Origin of the sequence: Pseudoxanthomonas dokdonensis, assembly GCF_001431405.1 — a bacterium.
GTDB lineage: Bacteria > Pseudomonadota > Gammaproteobacteria > Xanthomonadales > Xanthomonadaceae > Pseudoxanthomonas_A > Pseudoxanthomonas_A dokdonensis.
On sequence record NZ_LDJL01000008.1, the window covers coordinates 1 to 18113 of the forward strand.

An 18113-nucleotide genomic window follows, 5' to 3' on the forward strand; every position below is an offset into this window, starting at 1 on the left:
GCCGCCCGCGGAGCTCAAAACCGGGGCGACACGCTCTACACTAGCGGCCCTGCCCGTCCTCGAAGACCGCCTGGATTAACCGCCAGCCCCGGCCCGCCTGCCCATGACCACTGAAAACACCCTGCTCGACCTGCCCTCGGCCGCGCCCTCCGCGCCGGTCCCCGCCCGCGGCAAGCTGTACATCCAGACCCACGGTTGCCAGATGAACGTCTACGACTCGGCCAAGATGGCCGACGTGCTGGCCGCCGCCGAGGGACTGGAACTGACCGACAAGCCGGAAGAAGCCGACGTCGTGCTGGTCAATACCTGTTCGATCCGCGAAAAGGCCCAGGAAAAGGTCTTCAGCCAGCTCGGCCGCTGGAAAGCGCTGAAGAAGGATGGCAAGCCGGTACTGATCGGCGTCGGCGGCTGCGTCGCCAGCCAGGAGGGCGATGCCATCGTCAAGCGCGCGCCTTACGTGGATCTGGTATTCGGCCCGCAGACATTGCACCGCCTGCCGGAGTTGATTCGCGAACGGCGGGCTTCCGGACAGCCGCAGGTCGACATCAGCTTCCCGGAAATCGAGAAGTTCGACCGCCTGCCGGAACCGCGTGCCGAAGGCCCGAGCGCCTTCGTCTCGATCATGGAAGGCTGCAGCAAGTACTGCAGTTTCTGCGTGGTGCCCTATACCCGCGGTACCGAACTCAGCCGCCCGTTCGAGGACGTGCTGGTGGAAGTGGCCGACCTGGCCGCGCAGGGCGTGCGCGAAATCAATCTGCTGGGCCAGAACGTCAACGCCTACCGCGGCCCGTATGGCGATGAAGGCGAAGTGGCCGATCTCGGCCTGCTGATCCGGACCATCGCCGAGATCGATGGCGTCGACCGGATCCGCTTCACCACCTCGCATCCGCTGGAGTTCTCCGACTCACTGGTCGAGGCCTACCGCGACGTGCCGCAGCTGGCCAATTACCTGCACCTGCCGGTCCAGGCCGGCAGCGACCGGATCCTGTCGGCGATGAAACGCGGCTACACCGCGCTGGAGTTCAAGCAGAAAATCCGCAAGTTGCGCGCAGTGCGTCCCGACATTTCGATATCGTCGGATTTCATCGTCGGCTTCCCCGGCGAAACCGATGCCGACTTCGACAAGACCATGAAACTGATCGAGGACGTCGGCTTCGACCAGTCGTTCTCCTTCATCTATTCGCGCCGTCCCGGCACCCCGGCGGCCGACCTGCACGACGATACCCCCAGCGAGGTCAAGCATGCCCGCCTGGAACGGCTGCAGGCGCACATCAACGCGTATGCCGCCGGCATCTCCCAGGCCATGGTCGGCAGCGTCCAGAGCGTGCTGGTGGAAGGCCCGTCGAAGAAGAACCCGCACGAGCTGACCGGCAAGACCGAGAACATGCGCTCGGTGAACTTCCCCGGCCATCCGCGGCTGGTCGGACAGTTCGTCGACGTGCTGATCACCGAAGCCCTCAGCAACTCGCTGCGCGGCCGCGTCGCCGAGCTGGAAACACCGGCACAGGCATGAGTTCTCGCTCGGTCAGGACGACCGCGGAGGGGATGGCAGCGACTGCGATCGACGCACCGGTCAGGCTGCGCGTGCGAGTGCTCGCGGTCAGCGCGGTGGTGGTTTTCAATACCGCGCTGTACCTGTGGGTCAATGCGCATCCGCTGCGCACCCCGACCATGTTGCCGGTAACGGCGTTGGACAGCTGGTTTGGCTGGCATGCGTGGACGATCTGGCCTTACTGGCTGTTGCTGCTGATCAATCCGTTCTTGGCGGTCTGCATTCGCGAGCGGCGCCTGTTGCTGGCCACCTTTCGTGCCTATGTGGTGGCGATGGCGATCAACCTGCTGGTGTGGCTGGCCTGGCCCACGCAATTGCCACGGCATCCACTGCCGGACACGCTGGATCCGCTGACCACCTCTGCCTGGCAGTTGCTGCTGGCACTGGACGAGCCCGACACCTGCTTTCCATCCGGCCACATCACCATCCCGACGGTGGTGATGTTTGCCTTCGCCGCGCAGTATCCGGCGGCACGACGCTGGATCTGGCTGGTGCTGCTGTTGTTTCCCAGCATCATCACCACTGGCCAGCATTACGCAGTGGATCTGCTGGGCGGCATGCTCACTGCCATCGCCGGCATCGCCCTGGCCGGTCACCCGCTCTGGCGCGCCTGGCGCCGGCCATCGTTCGCTGGTTAATCCAGGCGCTTGTGGAAGCGCAGGATCGCAGCGGTCATCATCACTGCGATGAAGGCCAGCAACGCCAGCAGATCCGGCCACAGCTCCCACATGCTGGCGCCGCGCAGCATTACTCCGCGGATCAGCCGCAGGAAATGGGTCAGCGGCAACACCTCGGCCAGCCACTGCACCGGACGCGGCATGCCGGCGAACGGGAACATGAAACCCGACAGCAGGATTGAGGGCAGGAACACGAAGAAGGTCATCTGCATCGCCTGGAACTGCGACTGCGCACGGGTCGAAATCAACAATCCCAGTGCCAGGTTGGCGACGATCAGCAGACAGGCGATCAGGTACACATGCAGCAGGCTGCCGTTGATGGGCACTTGGAACAGCCAGACGCCCAGCGCCAGCACCACGGTGGTCTGCAGCAGGCCTATCAACACGTAGGGCGTGACCTTGCCGACCATCAGCTCGGCACTGCTGACCGGGGTCGCGATCAACAGTTCCATGTTGCCGCGCTCGCGTTCGCGCACGATGGCCACGCCGGTGAACAGCACCATGGTCATGGTCAGGATCACACCAATCAGGCCGGGCACGATGTTGACCGCCGAGCGCCGTTCCGGGTTGTAGAAACTGACCACGCTGATCGGCGCCACCGCGCGCGCATCCGGATTGGCGGCGATGCCACGCGGGTTGTCGACCGGCACCTGTGCCAGCTGCACGGCGGCAGCCTGGACCGCGTTGTCGCTGCCATCGACCAGCACCTGCACCAGTTCGCGGCCTTCGCCGCGGCGACGCTCGAAGTCATGCGGCACCACGATGCCAATGCTGATCTGGCCGCGCCGCAGCGCATCCATCAGCTGCTGCGGAGTCTCGGCCTGCAGCGACGGTTTGATCACCGTGGTTGCCAGCATGTCCATGACCAGCGCGCGCGAGGCACTGGTGTTGGCCTGGTCGACGATGCCGGCGTTCAGATCCCGCAGGTTGGTATTGATGGCATAGCCGAACAGCAGCAGCTGCATCACCGGGATGGCGACAATCATCGCCAGGGTGATGCGGTCACGGCGCATCTGCCGCACTTCCTTCAGCATCACCGCCTGCAGGCGTCTCCAGTTCATCGTGCTGGCTCCTGTTGCCGTGGCCTCGACTGGCCGCGGGTGGCGGCGACGAACACGTCTTCCAGATTAGGCTCGGTCAGCTGCACCTGCGCCTGCAGGCCGGCGTCATCCAGCGCGGCCGACACCCGTGCCTGCACCTGCGGATCGTCGCTGGTCAGCACCCGCAGCGCGTTGCCGATCTGGGCCACGCTGATGACCCCGTCGACCTGCTTGAGCAGATCATGTACCTGGCGCGGCTGACCGGCGGCCACTTGCAGAGTGCGCCCCTGCAATGCATGCGACAGCTGCGCCGGAGTGCCGTCGGCGACCAGCGCGCCGCGATCAAGGATGGCCAGGCGATGGCAGCGCTCGGCTTCGTCCATGTAATGGGTGGAGACCAGCAAGGTGGTGCCGGCGTCGGCCAGCTCGAACAGTTTTTCCCAGAAGTCGCGGCGCGACTCCGGGTCCACCGCGCTGGTCGGCTCGTCCAGGAACAGCAGCTCGGGCTGGTGGATCACCGCGCCGGCCAATGCCAGCCGCTGCTTCTGGCCACCGCTCATGGTGCCGGCCAGTTGTTTCTGCCGATCCTGGAAATGGTACTGCGCGATCAGTTCGTCGATGCGCTGCCTGGCGCGGCTGCGCGACAGCCCCTGCACCGCGGCCAGGAACTCCAGGTTCTCGCGCACGCTGAGGTCTTCGAACAGGGAGAATTTCTGGGTCATGTAACCGATGCGCAGACGCAACGCCTCCGACTGCTCGGGTATCTGCAGCCCCAGCACCTCGATGCTGCCGGCGCTCGGCGTCAGCAAGCCGCACAGCATGCGGATGGTGGTCGACTTGCCGGAACCGTTGGGGCCCAGGAAGCCGTAAACGGCACGCTTGGGCACCTGCAGGTCAACGTTGTCGACCGCGGTCAGATCGCCGAAGCGCTTGCTCAGTCCACGGACCCGGATGGCGATGTCATCACTCGCCCCCTCAGCCGTTGCCGCGGCGCCGGTCTCAGTCATCGCGTGCGGGACCGAATTCTGCGCGCAGCGGAAAGCCGGCGGGCAGATTGGCGGCGTCGCGGCCGAGGCTGATTTCGGCGATATAGCTCAGGCGCGCCGCGTCCTTGCCGATCAACGCGTAATACGGAGTGAAGCTGGGTTCGCTGCGGATCATTCGCACCTTGCCGGCCAGGGCGGCGTCGCGACCATCGACGAAGATCCGGACCGGGTCACCGACCTGCACGTCGGCACGCTGCTGCTCCGGCACGTAGACCCGAGCATACGGCGTGTCGCCGACCAGCAGCACCGCCAGCGGCGAGCCCAGCGGTGCCTGATCGCCCAGGCGATACGGCAGGCTGTCGACGCGGCCGGCACGCGGTGCGGTCACGATCAGTTTGTCCCGGGTGGCGGCCTGCAGCCGCGCTTGTGCCTGTGCCGACAGCACCGCAGCCCTGCCCTGCGCGATCTGCTCGCGGCGGGTGCCGGCCAACAGTTCATCAAGCGCGGCCTGCGCCACCCCGACCTGTGCGTCGGCACTCTGCTTGGCGCTGCGCGCGGTATCGACGTCGGCGGCGGCGACCAGTTGCTGGCGACCCAGCGGCACGATGCGCCGGTAGTAGGTATCGGCTTCCAGCGCCCGCGCCCTGGCCGCGGCCAGGTTGGCGCGGGCCTGGGCAATGTCTTCCTGGCGCGGGCCGTTCTGCAGTTCGTCCAGGCGCTGCTGGTTCTGCAGCAGTTGGGCCTGCGCCGCCGCCAGCTGCGAATCGTCGCGGGTCAGTTCCAGCTGCAGTAAAGGCGCACCGGCCTGCACCTGCTGGCCCTCGCGGACATCGATGCGGACGATTTTCTCCGCGGCAGGCGACGGCAACGTCACCCGGTCCCATTCCAGCGTACCCAGCGCCTGCGGCGGCGATGGCGAACATGCCGCCAGTGCCAGCGCGGCGAGCAGCGGCAGGCCACCACGGGCAAGCAGCGGGCGCGGCGATGAAATTGTCATGGTTTCAACTCCAGTCCCTGTTGCAGCAATGCCAGGGTGTGTTTGCACAAGGCATCCAGATCCAGCTCGTCGGCCTTGAATACCGCTTTCCAGATCGGTGCGCCGGCCAGCGGGAACATCGTCAGTCCGACCAGCGACACCACCAGCAGGCGCGGATCCAGTTGCGCGTTCAATTCGCCGTCGGCCTGGGCCTGGGCAAAACGTGCCGCCAGCACCTGCGGCAGCTGTGGGCCAATCTGCTCGACCATCATCCCGCGCAACGCGCCGCCATCGGACACCACCTCGCGCACCCACAGGCTGGGCAGCCAGGGATGCTGGCGGACCAGTTCGACGATGCCGCGCACGAATCCTTCAATCACCCCGGCAATCGACGACTTCGCAGCGCGCAGCGGCATCTGCAACTGCGCCACCACTGGCAGCAGGCGCTCATCGACCACCGCCTGGCGCAGCTTTTCCTTGTCGCCAAAGTAGTAGTGCAGCAATGCCGGGGTGACTTCGGCGCGGCGGGCAATATCGCGCAGCGAGGTCGCGGCGATGCCGTTGCGCACGTAGCAGGCCAGCGCCGCGTCCAGCATCTGCGCGCGCAGGTCGGCCTGCTCGGTCGATGGCCGGCCGGGGCCACGCCGGGGACGCGCGGGCCTGGGTGCCGGGGTCGGAGGTTTCCTGCTGGCCATCCGGCATATTTAATTCATTGTTTAATTAGATGCAAGTCCCCAGTTTCCTGTCCCTGATGTGGTGACCGCTTCACGGCCGCCGCGTTACCCTGCCTTCCCTCCACCTCGCCGCCAAGGACCGTCACCATCGCCCAGGAACTGCCTCGCTTGTGGGTCTTCGTGCTGGAAGCCCGGCCGTTGCCCAATACCGCTGATTCTGTGGCTTACGGCGGCGCCTATGTGTTGTGTTACCAGATGCCCGGCTTGTCGCATGATCCGCTGCAGCACGCCAGCCATTTCCTGCGTGAAGCCGGCTGGGAAGTCATCGGCGTGCAGGAATCCCCCGAACTGACGCTGCGCGAGGACGCTCCGGACGAGGAGCATTTCGACCAGGCACTGCTGGAAGACGAGGCCTACATCTTCCACCAGTGGGAAGTCGACGACGCCGGCGACGAGACCAGACATTGATCATGAGCAACCACAGCAAACGCGAATTCACCCTGGAACCCGAGAACATCGAACGCCTGGCCAACCTGGCCGGCCCGTTCGATGCCCACCTGCGCCAGATCGAATTGCGCCTGGGAGTGGAAATCGCCAACCGCGGCCACGTGTTCCGGGTCACCGGTCCGGACAAGGCGGTCAAGGCCACCGAGAAACTGCTGCATGCGCTGTACGAGGAAGCCGACAGCGAGACCTTCGACAACGAAGCCATCCACCTGCGTCTGAACCAGGCCAACGTCGACCATCTGGCCGCCGGCGGCTTCGAGCCGCAGGAAGTCAGCATCAAGGTCAAGCGCGGCACCGTGCGCGGGCGTGGCCACAACCAGGCCAGCTACCTGCATGCCATCGCCACCCACGACATCAACTTCGGTATTGGCCCGGCCGGCACCGGCAAGACCTTCCTGGCGGTGGCCAGCGCGGTCGAGGCGCTGAACGAAGCGCGCGTGCAGCGACTGGTGCTGGTGCGCCCGGCGGTCGAAGCCGGCGAGAAGCTGGGCTTCCTGCCTGGCGATCTGAGCCAGAAGGTCGACCCCTATCTGCGCCCGTTGTACGACGCGTTGTACGAAATGCTCGGCGTCGAGAAAGTGGTCAAGCTGCTGGAAAAGAATGTCATCGAGATTGCCCCGCTGGCCTATATGCGCGGACGTACGCTCAATGATGCCTTCGTCATCCTCGACGAGGCGCAGAACACCAGCATCGAACAGATGAAGATGTTCCTGACCCGCATCGGCTATGGCAGCACCGCGGTGGTCACCGGCGACATGACCCAGATCGACCTGCCCAAGCACCAGAAGTCCGGCCTGAAGGACGCACTGGAAGTGCTGAACGGGGTCAACGGCATCAGCTTCACCTTCTTTGGCAGCCGCGACGTGGTCCGGCACCCACTGGTCGCCCGCATCGTGCAGGCTTACGATGCACGGGACAGCAAAGACGCGGAGACCGGACCGGCATGACCAAGGGGCCAGTACGCCTGGAAGTATCAGTCAGCTATGCCCTGCCGCGACTGGGCCTGCCGGCGGCGGTCAGCTTCCGGCGCTGGGTCGGCGCGGCGCTGCATGGCCGCATCCGTGAGGCCGACCTGGCCATCCGCATTGTCGACAGCCGCGAAGGCCGTTCGCTCAACCGCCATTACCGCGGCAAGGACTACGCCACCAACGTGTTGAGTTTCCCGGCTGAAATGGCCGAGGACATCAAGCTGCCGAAGGGAGTGACCATGCCGCTGCTCGGTGACCTGGTGATCTGTGCGCCAGTGGTGGCGCGCGAGGCCAGGGAGCAGAAAAAACCGCTGGCGGCCCACTACGCGCACCTGACCGTGCACGGCACCCTGCACCTGCTCGGCTGGAACCACGAGGACGACAAGGAAGCCGAGGCGATGGAGCAGCTGGAACGCGACATCCTCGCCGAAATGGGCATCGCCGATCCCTACGCCCAGCTCTGAAACCAACCACAGTACCTGTCCATGATCGATTGCAATCCGCTGCTGGCATCACTGGCGCTGTCGCTGGCGCTTGCCACCGGCAATGCCCACGCCGCCACTTCCGCCGACCCGGGCGCGCCGCCCACGCTGGATCCTGCCCAGGTCGATCTGGCCAGACTGATCAGCTGCCAGGACACGCCGGAAAACTTCCTGCCGCTGGCCATCGCCATCCAGGATCCGCTGCAGGCCGTTGCCCTCGGCTGGCGGCCGTTGCCGCAGGCCAACATGTTCATGAGCGAATACCTGCTCAACCAGCCAATCACCGTGCTCGGCCATCGCACCGACCACATCGCCTTCGCCGGCTCCAGCGTGATGGCGGTGCTGGACCTGCCCGACCCGCGGCCGCTGGCCCGGCAGCTGCAACTGGAAACCGCGCTCGACACCCCGGAAAAGGCCATGTTCGGCAAGGAGGTGCTGAGCGAGCCCTTCATCGACGGCGACGGCAAGGCCCAGGTGCGTTCGATGATCTTGAACGTTTCCAACGTCACCTCGCATCCGGGCAAGACCCTGCTGGGTTGTACCTACAGCATTGATCCGGAAGAAGAACCAGCGGAAAGCCCGGCATCGATCGCTGCCCCGGCGGCCCACTAGCGCGCTTGCATCCTGATAGACTGGCCCGGTCGCCCGCGCCGCGGGTGCCTGCCTACACGAGATGCCTGAAGACGACAGTACCCCCGCGCCGGAAACCGACAAACATCCGGAAACCAAGCATGCCGATGGCAAACATCCGGATGGCAGACATCCGGAAAAACGGCGCAGCTGGCTGGACCGCATAAGTTCGGCGTTTTCCGGTGAGCCCTCCAGCCGCGACGACGTGCTGGAGATGTTGCGCCACGCGCAAGCCGATGACCTGATCGGCAGCGATACGCTGCGGATGATGGAAGGCGCCATCGCGGTCGCCGACCTGACCGTGGGCGATGTGATGATTCCGCGCGCGCAGATGGTCTCGTTGCCGGTCGAGGGCGACTTCATCGAATTGATGAAGCAGGTGATCGAATCCGGCCACTCGCGCTTCCCGGTGCATGGCGATGACAAGGACGAGGTGCTGGGCATCCTGCTGGCCAAGGACCTGTTGCGCGGGGTGGTGTCCGAGACCCGTCCGGACGGCATCCGCGAACTGCTGCGGCCGGCGGTGCTGATTCCCGAGTCGAAGAAACTCAACCTGCTGCTGAAGGAATTCCGGCTGTCGCGCAACCACATGGCGATCGTGGTCGATGAGTACGGCGGCGTCGCCGGCGTGGTCACCATCGAAGACGTGCTGGAACAGATCGTAGGCGAGATCGACGACGAGCACGATGAAGCAGAAGACGACGCATTGCTGATCGCCATCCAGCCGGACGGCCAGTACGTGGTCGATGCACTGACCCCGATCGATGACTTCAACGAACGTTTTGGCGCGGATTTTGCCGATGACGAATACGACACCGTCGGTGGCCTGGTTACCGCCGCCATCGGCCACCTGCCGGAAACCGGCGAAGAACTCACCCTGTCGGCGTTCACCTTCCGGGTGGCCAAGGCCGACGGCCGCCGCGTGCATGCCTTCCACGTCAGTGTTTCGTCCGACCATTCCTGATCAGCCGTCGCGGCAGCGGATGCCGGCGCCCGCGTGGCTGCGTGCGTGGCTGGCCTGCGTGCTGCTGCTGATGGCCAGCGTTGCCGTCGCCGCGCCGCGCATCGGGGTGATGACGATGCAGCCGGGCGAAGTGTTCTTCGAGCGCTTCGGCCATGATGCCATCATCGTCCAGGACCCGCAGAGCGGCCAGGCCACCTCGTACAACTTTGGTGCCTTCGATCCCAGCGAAGATGACTTCATCGGCAATTTCGTCAACGGCGTCATGCAGTACTACCTGGTGGCGCTGCCGCTGGAGCAGGACCTGGCGACTTACCGTGACGAAGGACGCGGGGTGAAGATCCAGTGGCTGGATCTGACCCCGCAACAGGCGCAGGCGCTGGCCGACTCGCTGGCCGAACAGGCCCGGCCGGAAAACGCCCGCTACCGCTACGACTACTTCACTTCCAACTGTTCGACCAAGGTCCGTGACGCCATCGACCGGGCGCTGGGCGGGGGCCTGAAATCACAACTGTCCGGTCGCTCGCGCGGCAACACCCTGCGCAGCGAAGCGGTGCGCCTGGCCTCGCCGGCGACCTGGATGTGGCTGGGCTTCGACATCGGCCTGGGCCCATCCACCGACGTCCCGCTGTCACGCTGGGACGAGGCCTACGTGCCGATGCGGCTGGCCGACAGCCTGGGTGAATCACGCAACAGCGCCGGGCAACCACTGGTGTCGTCCGAGCAGGTCATGCTGCCGCATCGCATCGCCCCGGAACCGGCCGAACAATCGCGCAGCTACAAACCGTGGTTGCTGGCCGGCGTCCTGCTGGCCATCGCCCTGGCGGTGCTGGGCCTGCGCGCGCCGCGCCTGTTCGCCGCACTGATGCTGCCAATTTGGCTGCTGCTTGGCGTGCTCGGCTTGGTGCTGGCGTTCCTGTGGGGCTTTACCGAGCACTGGGCCGCGTATCGCAACCAGAACCTGCTGCTGTTCAATCCGCTGTGCCTGCTGTTGCTGCCCGGCGCAATTGCCTTGCTGCGACGCCGCAAACCGGCGCGCTGGACCGTCTGGACTAGTTATCTGGTTGCCGCCTGCGCATTGGTGGCGTGGTTGCCGCACTGGCTGGCGGTTTCGCCGCAATCCAACCAGATCTGGGTGGCGCTGCTGCTGCCCATCCAGTTGGCCGTTGCATACGTATTCAAACGTATCCAAGCACGCAACTGACGCAGGATGCGGACCTGATCAAGCCTAGGGGTCCGCAAGATGGTTCGTCGTAGTTGGTTGCTTCTGCTGTGTCTGTTCGCGTTGCCGTCGATGGCCGCCGATCCCGCCGCCAAGGCCGCGCCGGTCACGGTCTCCTCGCCGGACGGCAGTCTGCAGGTCAGCCTGACCACCGACAATGACGGCCGCCCCGCCTACGCCGTCCAGCGCCGCGGCAAACCACTGATTGATGATTCGCGACTGGGTTTCATCCTGCTCGACGCGCCCAAGTTCGAACGCAACATGCGCCTGGGCAAGCCGAGCACCCGCAAGGTCGACGAGAAGTGGGAACAACCGTGGGGCGAGCGTCGCTTCGTCCGCAACCATTACAACGAACTGCGGGTGACCCTGAGCGAGACCATCGCGCCGAAGCGCAGCTTCGACGTGGTCTTCCGTGTCTATGACGACGGCCTGGGTTTTCGCTACGAATTTCCGCAACAGGCAGCGTTGCCGGAAGTAAGAATCAGCCAGGAGCTGACCGAGTTCAACCTGGCCAGTGACGGCAGCGCCTGGTGGATTCCGGCCGAGCAATGGAACCGTGCCGAGTACCTGTACCAGCACACGCCGGTGCAGCAGGTAGGCGACGCGCAGACGCCGATTACCTTCAAGCTCGACGATGGCACCCACCTGTCGCTGCATGAGGCCGCGCTGGTCGACTACGCCGGCATGAACCTGACCCGCATCGAGGACCGCCGCTTCCGCGCCCTGCTGACGCCCGGCATTGGCGATGGCAAAGTCATCCGCCAGGCACCGTTCAACACCCCGTGGCGCACGCTGATGGTCGCCGATGACGCCGCCGGCCTGGCCAACTCCAGCCTGATCCTCAACCTCAACGAGCCCAATGCGCTCGGTGATGTCAGCTGGGTCAAGCCGATGAAGTACGTCGGCGTGTGGTGGGAAATGCATCTGGACCAGAAAACCTGGGCGTCCGGGCCCAGGCATGGCGCGACCAACGAAAACGTCATGAAGCATATCGATTTCGCCGCCGCCAACGGCTTTGACGGCGTGCTGGTGGAAGGCTGGAACGTGGGCTGGGATGGCGACTGGTTCGGCAACGGCGAGGACTTCAGCTTCACCGAATCGTATCCGGACTTCGATCTGGAAAAACTGTCGGCCTATGCCATCTCCAAGGGCGTGCGGCTGATCGGCCACCACGAAACCTCCGGCAACGCCGCCCACTACGAAACCCAGTTGGAAGCAGCGCTGGATCTGTACCAGCGGGTAGGCGTGACCAGCGTCAAGACCGGCTATGTCGCCGACGCAGGCCAGGCCAAGGTGCGCGGCCTCGATGGCCAGGTCCATTACGCCTGGCACGAGGGCCAGGACATGGCTCGCCATCATCTCAAGGTCGTCACCGAGGCCGCCAAACGTCACATCGCGATCAATGCGCATGAGCCGATCAAGGACACAGGCCTGCGCCGCACCTATCCCAACTGGATTGCCCGCGAGGGCGCGCGCGGGATGGAATACAGCGCCTGGGGCCAGCCGGGCAATCCGCCCGAGCACGAGGCCAATCTGGTATTTACCCGCCTGCTGGCCGGACCAATGGATTACACCCCCGGCATCTTCGGCATGAAGACCCGCTCGCCGACCGGCGTGGCCAGCACCTGGGCCAAGCAACTGGCGCTTTACGTGGTGATCTACAGCCCGCTGCAGATGGCCGCGGATCTGCTGGAAAACTATGAAGCCAACCCGGCGCCGTTCCAGTTCATCAAGGACGTGCCAGTGGATTGGGAACAGTCACGGGTACTGGCCGGTGAAGTCGGCGAATACGCCAGCATCGCGCGCAAGGATCGCAACAGCGATGACTGGTACCTGGGCGCGATCAGCAATCAACAGGCGCGGACGCTGCAAGTACCGCTGTCATTCCTGGATCCGGATCGCCGTTATATCGCCCAGATCTATCAGGATGGCGCCAACGCCCACTGGCAGACCGCACCGCAGGACATCCAGATTGAAACCCGCGAGGCCGCCGTGCTCCACGATCAGACCCTGAGCCTGCACATGGCCGCCGGCGGCGGTACGGCGGTGCGTTTCATCGCCCAGTGATGGCAGCCTTCGATGCCCGGTAAATGCCGGGCATCGACGTCGATCGGCCACGCACCCAGGCGTCGAAACCGGCCGCCACCTTGCCGCCAGTGGCCTGCATGCCGCACGATGGGCGCATGCAGACACCGACCCACCATTCGCCGCCCCCGGCGGACAAGCAGCAGCCGGCCAGCGTCATCAATTGCGTTGTCTACGACAGGCACGGCATGCGCCGTGACATCGGCCTGGACGAAATCAGCGATGTCCTGGCGGTCGACGATGGCAGTTTTGTCTGGGTCGGTTTATACGAGCCGGCCGCGAGCGTGCTGTACCAGTTGCAGGACGAATTCCAGCTCCACGATCTTGCGGTAGAGGATGCGCAGAACGCGCATCAGCGGACCAAGCTGGAAACCTACGGCAACTCGTTCTTCGCGGTGATGCGCACCGCGCAGGAAGAGCACGACCACATCGATTACGGCGAAACGCATGCGTTCCTGGGGCCGCGCTACCTGGTCACCGTGCGCCACGGCAAATCGCGCTCATACACCGGCGTCCGCGAACGGGTCCAGCGTGAGCCGGAAATGCTGTCGCTGGGCCCGTCCTACTGCCTGTACGCGGTGATGGATTGCATCGTCGACAACTATCGACCCATCGTAGACAGCTTCCATCACACCCTGGATGCGCTGGAAAAAGACATCTTCTCCGACAATTTCCGCCGCGTTACCGTGCTCAAGCTGTACGATCTGAAGCGCGAACTGACCCGCATGCGATTGGCGGTGGCACCGCTGCAGGATGTGCTGGCGCAGCTGTCGCGTTCGCAGAGCAGCCTGGTGCCGGACGAAGTGCGGCTGTATTTCCGCGATGTCCACGACCACGCGCAACGCGTCAACGAGGCCACCGACACCCTGCGCGAAATGCTGACCAGCGCGATGAACCTGAACCTGTCGCTGGTGACCCTGGCCCAGGGCGAGACGGTCAAGCGACTCGGCGCCTGGGCGGCGCTGCTGGCCGCGCCGACTCTGATCACCAGCTGGTACGGCATGAACTTCCACCACATGCCCGAGCTCGATGGCCGCCACGCCTATCCACTGCTGATCGTCGCCGTGGCCGGCGTCTGCGGCGGCCTGTACTGGTGGTTCAAGCGCGCCCGCTGGCTGTAGCGGCCACCGCGACGGCGACTCGAAGGACGGTCGACGCTTCGACCAAAGTAGCAGCCTGCACCGGCGTTTACGGATTGACCCCTCCGCCGCAACGGAGGACGCTTAGCGGAGTTTCCGTGGAGGGTGCTTCATGAAGGGTCTGTCCAAGCTGGCCTGGGCCGCACTGGCGGTATTGGGTGCGTTTGCACTGGGTACCGTGGCCTTGCGCCGGGGTGAACACATCAACGCGGTATGGATCGTCACCGCCGCGGTCTCCATCTATCTGATTGCCTACCGCTACTACAGCCTGTTCATCGCCAACAAGGTGATGCACCTGGATGCCACCCGCGCGACCCCGGCAGTGCTCAACAACGATGGCCTGGACTACGTTCCGACCAACAAGCAGGTGCTGTTCGGACACCACTTCGCCGCCATCGCCGGCGCCGGTCCGCTGGTCGGTCCGGTGCTGGCCGCGCAGATGGGTTACCTGCCCGGCATGCTGTGGCTGATCATCGGCGTGGTCCTGGCCGGCGCGGTGCAGGACTTCATGGTCCTGTTCATCTCCAGCCGCCGCAACGGCCGTTCGCTGGGCGAACTGGTACGCGAGGAAATGGGACCGGTGGCCGGCACGATTGCCCTGTTCGGCGCGTTCCTGATCATGATCATCATCCTGGCGGTGCTGGCGATGGTGGTGGTCAAAGCGCTGGCGGAAAGTCCGTGGGGCATGTTCACCGTGATCGCGACGATGCCGATCGCGATCCTGATGGGCGTCTACATGCGTTACATCCGCCCCGGCAAGATCGGCGAAATCTCGGTGGTCGGACTGATCCTGCTGCTGGCGGCGATCTGGTACGGCGGCAAGGTCGCCGCGCACCCGACCTGGGGCCCGGCTTTCACCTTCACCGATGTCCAGATCACTTGGATGCTGATCGGCTACGGCTTTGTCGCCGCGGTGCTGCCGGTGTGGCTGCTGCTGGCACCGCGTGATTACCTGTCCACCTTCCTCAAGATCGGCACCATCGTCGCGCTGGCAATCGGCATCATCGTGGTCATGCCGGATCTGAAGATGCCAGCCACCACCCAGTTCATCGATGGCACCGGGCCGGTCTGGAAAGGCGGCATGTTCCCGTTCCTGTTCATCACCATCGCCTGTGGCGCGGTGTCCGGATTCCACGCACTGATCGCCTCGGGCACCACGCCCAAGCTGCTGGCCAGTGAAGGCCACATGCGCTACATCGGCTACGGCGGCATGCTGATGGAATCGTTCGTCGCGATCATGGCGCTGGTAGCGGCCTCGATCATCGAACCGGGCATCTACTTCGCGATGAACAGCCCGGCCGCGGCGGTCGGTTCCGATGCCGCGACGGTGGCCGCGACGATCAGCCAGTGGGGCTTCACCATCACCCCCGACGTACTCGAAAGCACCGCCCGCGAGATCGGTGAAAGCACCATCCTGGCCCGCGCCGGTGGCGCACCGACCCTGGCGGTGGGCATTGCCCAGATCCTGCATGCGCTGCTGCCGGGCGAAGACATGATGGCGTTCTGGTACCACTTCGCGATCCTGTTCGAAGCTTTGTTCATCCTGACCGCGGTCGATGCCGGCACCCGGGCCGGGCGCTTCATGCTGCAGGATCTGCTCGGTACCTTCGTGCCCGCGCTCAAGCGCACCGAGTCATGGACCGCCAATCTGATCGGCACCGCCGGTTGCGTGGCACTGTGGGGTTATCTACTGTACACCGGGGTCAAGGATCCGTATGGCGGCATCCGCACCTTGTGGCCGCTGTTCGGTATCTCCAACCAGATGCTGGCGGGCATCGCCTTGATGCTGGGCACGGTGGTGCTGTTCAAGCTCAAGCGTGACCGCTACGCCTGGGTCACCGCGGTGCCCGCCGCATGGCTGCTGATCTGTACCACCGCCGCCGGCTGGATCAAGATTTTCGACCACGATCCCGGCCAGGGCTTCCTGGCCCAGGCCAGTAAGTTCAACGATGCCATCGCCCGCGGCGAGATCGCCGCGCCGGCCAAGAGCGTCGAGCAGATGCACCAGATCGTGGTCAATGCCTATGTCAACACTGGCTTGACCGCGTTGTTCCTGCTGGTGGTACTGAGCATCCTGGTCTATTCGTTGCGCGCCATTGTCGCCGCACGCCGCAACCCGCAACGCAGTGACAAGGAAACCCCTTACGTGGCGTTGGACGCGCAGCAACAGGCGCAACTGGCCCAGCTGTGAGCGGAGGCGATTGAGATGGGTACCCAACTGGTCACCATCGGCCATTACCAGACCCACAAACGGGTCTGGCGCCGGCTGGTGCAGACGGCACGCCTGTGTTGCGGCGTGCCCGATTACGACAACTACGTCCGCCACATCCTGGAAAAGCACCCGGACCGCGAGCCGATGGATTACAAGACGTTCTTCCGCGAGCGCCAGGAAGCCCGCTATGGCGGCAAGAGCGGGTTCCGCTGTTGTTGAAACTGCTGCCGAGCGCTTGGATTTGACGGCCATCAATGCTCGATGCTAATGGAAGGACACACACGCAACGAGCCTGCTGATGTCCTTCCGTGCTTTCCTGGCAGCGTTACTCCCTGTTTTCATGGCTCTGTCTCCTGCCCTGCATGCGCAGAGCGGACAGGCCAAACAGACCTCACAGGCCACTGCGGTTGCGCTTGCAGAGTCAGTTTTTGACAGCAGGATGGCGGCACTGGAGTCGTCCACCCTCGACAGTGGCGGCCAGTCGTTTGCAGGCCAGGTGGATGATCTGTTTGTTCCCTTGCGCCGCGCCTATGGTGCGCCGGCGGCGCTTGACGATGAGCAGTTGCAGGCATTGTCCAGGCGCTTGGCCAAGGTGATCTTCTACACCAACAACGTGGCTTACAGGCCATTGCTTGCTTCCACCGCAAAGACATTGGAAGAGCATTCGCTGCTGTCGGAGGACATCCGGCGCAGCTTGCGCTCCTCGGCGGTGCGCTTGCGTGACTTCGAACTGATGGACCATGTGGCCGGCGCCGGGGCCGACCCGCGCACGGCCGTCCGGCAGTCGTCGGCATGGGACGCGAACCAGCCTGGCGTGATCAGGGCAGCGACTGGCGATGGCGGCATCCAGCTGGCCAATGTCGACCTCGAAGGTTTCGATGCCATCATGGTCTACGGCCCCTATTGCCAGCCGTCGAAGCGCGCACTGGCGGCAATCATGGCTGACCCCGCACTGGCGGATTTCTTCAGGCACAGCGTGCTGTGGCTGTTCCCGGTCGATGGCAGCCTGTATCTGCAGCCATTGACCGAGCTGGCCGACATCATCCCCGCCGGCAACAGCGGGATTGCCTACAGCCGGCAGGCATGGCCTTTCATCACTTCATGGGCGACGCCGACGTTGTATGTCCGCGATGGCAATCGTTACCGTCAGGCCTTCCAGGGCTGGCCTTCGGATCAGCGCCTGGATGAGGTGGCTGGGCTCGTCCGCGCAGCGCGCCGATAACCTGTGGGATCGCGCCGCACCAGTGGATGTGGCCGCAGTTGGATCAGGCCGGCGCAGGGCGCCTGCCAACGACTGCTGGCTGTCAGGTTGACGTAATCAGGTTGGCGGAGAATACTCGCTACGAAGTCATCGGGGAGCTGGCCATGACGCACGGATTCAACGTGGCGCTCAAACTGACCTGGGCATCGGTCTGCCTGTACTGGATGTGGAGCGCGCGCGGCAACAAGCCCGTAGAGCGTTCGGAGCCGTCGCTGCAGCGCTTTCTGTATTACTGGCTGCCCTTGCTGGCGGTGGTGGCCCTGCTGGGGCCAGGTGAGTGGTTCGGCGACAGCTGGTTACGCGACGCATTCCTGCCCCACTCGCTCACGGTCGAAGCCGTTGGGCTGCTGCTGTGCGTGGCCGGCGCGGTACTGGCGATCTGGTCGCGTTGGTCGCTGGGGCGCAACTGGAGCGTATCGGTCCAGATCAAGCAGGCGCACGCACTGGTCGAGAACGGGCCCTATCGCCGCGTCCGTCATCCGATCTACAGCGCGCTGCTGCTGATGTTTACCGGCACCGCGATAATGATTGGCGAGTGGCGCGGACTGATCGCACTGGCGCTGGCCTTGGCTTCTTTCTGGTTCAAGCTGCGGCGCGAGGAGCACTGGTTGTTGTCGCTGTTCGGTGAACGCTACCGGGACTACATCGGTCGCACCGGCGCCCTGCTTCCGAGGTTGCCATGATCCTTGCCGGCCGCGCACATCGCTGCCTGCCCGACTGGCATCTTTCGATTTGACTGTC

Annotated in this window: 18 protein-coding genes; 14 read left to right on the forward strand and 4 right to left on the reverse strand. The window is 64.6% G+C overall.

What is annotated here, in order from left to right; genetic code table 11:
* Positions 1–103 precede the first annotated feature (103 nt).
* Together miaB and ABB29_RS08210 are read left to right on the forward strand one after the other, a co-directional pair.
* The gene (gene miaB / locus ABB29_RS08205) at positions 104–1513 is read left to right on the forward strand and encodes a tRNA (N6-isopentenyl adenosine(37)-C2)-methylthiotransferase MiaB (protein ID WP_057658151.1); all 1410 of its coding nucleotides are present in this window, start codon (positions 104–106) and stop codon (positions 1511–1513) included.
* 32 nt (positions 1514–1545) lie between these two features.
* Positions 1546–2190, forward strand: a complete 645-nt coding sequence (locus ABB29_RS08210) for a phosphatase PAP2 family protein (protein WP_057658152.1) — start codon at positions 1546–1548, stop codon at positions 2188–2190.
* Here ABB29_RS08210 and ABB29_RS08215 read toward each other — a convergent pair.
* From ABB29_RS08215 to ABB29_RS08230, 4 genes are read right to left on the reverse strand one after another with little or no spacing between them, the layout of a single operon-like run.
* A complete protein-coding gene (locus ABB29_RS08215) occupies positions 2187–3290 on the reverse strand; it encodes an ABC transporter permease (RefSeq protein WP_057658153.1) in 1104 nt (367 codons plus the stop codon). The genes ABB29_RS08210 and ABB29_RS08215 overlap by 4 nt on opposite strands.
* Positions 3287–4222, reverse strand: a complete 936-nt coding sequence (locus tag ABB29_RS08220; RefSeq protein ID WP_057658224.1) for an ABC transporter ATP-binding protein — start codon at positions 4220–4222, stop codon at positions 3287–3289. The genes ABB29_RS08215 and ABB29_RS08220 overlap by 4 nt, the downstream gene beginning before the upstream one ends.
* A gap of 46 nt (positions 4223–4268) precedes the next feature.
* Entirely contained in the window at positions 4269–5252 is a 984-nt protein-coding gene (locus ABB29_RS08225) for an HlyD family secretion protein (protein ID WP_057658154.1), read from the reverse strand.
* A complete protein-coding gene (locus ABB29_RS08230; protein WP_057658155.1) occupies positions 5249–5926 on the reverse strand; it encodes a TetR/AcrR family transcriptional regulator in 678 nt (225 codons plus the stop codon). Before ABB29_RS08230 ends, ABB29_RS08225 begins: the two co-directional genes overlap by 4 nt.
* A 147-nt stretch (positions 5927–6073) precedes the next feature.
* Here ABB29_RS08230 and ABB29_RS08235 point away from each other — a divergent pair, with 147 nt between their 5' ends.
* From ABB29_RS08235 to ABB29_RS08290, 12 genes are all read left to right on the forward strand, one after another.
* Positions 6074–6373 carry a hypothetical protein gene (locus ABB29_RS08235; protein ID WP_057658156.1) on the forward strand — a complete coding sequence of 100 codons (300 nt, stop codon included), beginning with the start codon at positions 6074–6076 and terminating at the stop codon, positions 6371–6373.
* 2 nt (positions 6374–6375) lie between these two features.
* Positions 6376–7359, forward strand: coding sequence for a PhoH family protein (locus tag ABB29_RS08240; protein WP_057658157.1), 984 nt, complete (start codon positions 6376–6378; stop codon positions 7357–7359).
* Positions 7356–7844 carry an rRNA maturation RNase YbeY gene (gene ybeY / locus ABB29_RS08245; protein ID WP_057658158.1) on the forward strand — a complete coding sequence of 163 codons (489 nt, stop codon included), beginning with the start codon at positions 7356–7358 and terminating at the stop codon, positions 7842–7844. Before ABB29_RS08240 ends, ybeY begins: the two co-directional genes overlap by 4 nt.
* Before the next feature lie 21 nt (positions 7845–7865).
* Positions 7866–8474, forward strand: a complete 609-nt coding sequence (locus ABB29_RS08250; RefSeq protein ID WP_083487679.1) for a hypothetical protein — start codon at positions 7866–7868, stop codon at positions 8472–8474.
* 61 nt (positions 8475–8535) lie between these two features.
* Complete coding sequence (locus ABB29_RS08255; protein WP_083487680.1) at positions 8536–9456, forward strand: CorC family transporter; 921 nt, start codon at positions 8536–8538, stop codon at positions 9454–9456.
* Between the two features lie 19 nt (positions 9457–9475).
* Positions 9476–10657, forward strand: coding sequence for a lipoprotein N-acyltransferase Lnb domain-containing protein (locus ABB29_RS08260; protein ID WP_083487682.1), 1182 nt, complete (start codon positions 9476–9478; stop codon positions 10655–10657).
* 39 nt (positions 10658–10696) lie between these two features.
* Entirely contained in the window at positions 10697–12742 is a 2046-nt protein-coding gene (locus ABB29_RS08265; RefSeq protein WP_057658160.1) for a glycoside hydrolase family 97 protein, read from the forward strand.
* A 116-nt stretch (positions 12743–12858) separates the two neighbouring features.
* Entirely contained in the window at positions 12859–13881 is a 1023-nt protein-coding gene (corA, locus tag ABB29_RS08270; protein ID WP_057658227.1) for a magnesium/cobalt transporter CorA, read from the forward strand.
* A 130-nt stretch (positions 13882–14011) separates the two neighbouring features.
* A complete protein-coding gene (locus ABB29_RS08275; protein ID WP_057658161.1) occupies positions 14012–16090 on the forward strand; it encodes a carbon starvation CstA family protein in 2079 nt (692 codons plus the stop codon).
* A 15-nt stretch (positions 16091–16105) separates the two neighbouring features.
* Complete coding sequence (locus ABB29_RS08280) at positions 16106–16330, forward strand: YbdD/YjiX family protein (protein ID WP_057658162.1); 225 nt, start codon at positions 16106–16108, stop codon at positions 16328–16330.
* Positions 16331–16550: 220 nt separating this feature from the next.
* Positions 16551–17333: a hypothetical protein gene (locus ABB29_RS08285; RefSeq protein WP_057658163.1), complete on the forward strand. Its 783-nt coding sequence runs from the start codon at positions 16551–16553 to the stop codon at positions 17331–17333.
* A 143-nt stretch (positions 17334–17476) separates the two neighbouring features.
* Positions 17477–18055, forward strand: a complete 579-nt coding sequence (locus ABB29_RS08290) for a methyltransferase family protein (protein WP_057658228.1) — start codon at positions 17477–17479, stop codon at positions 18053–18055.
* Positions 18056–18113: the final 58 nt, after the last annotated feature.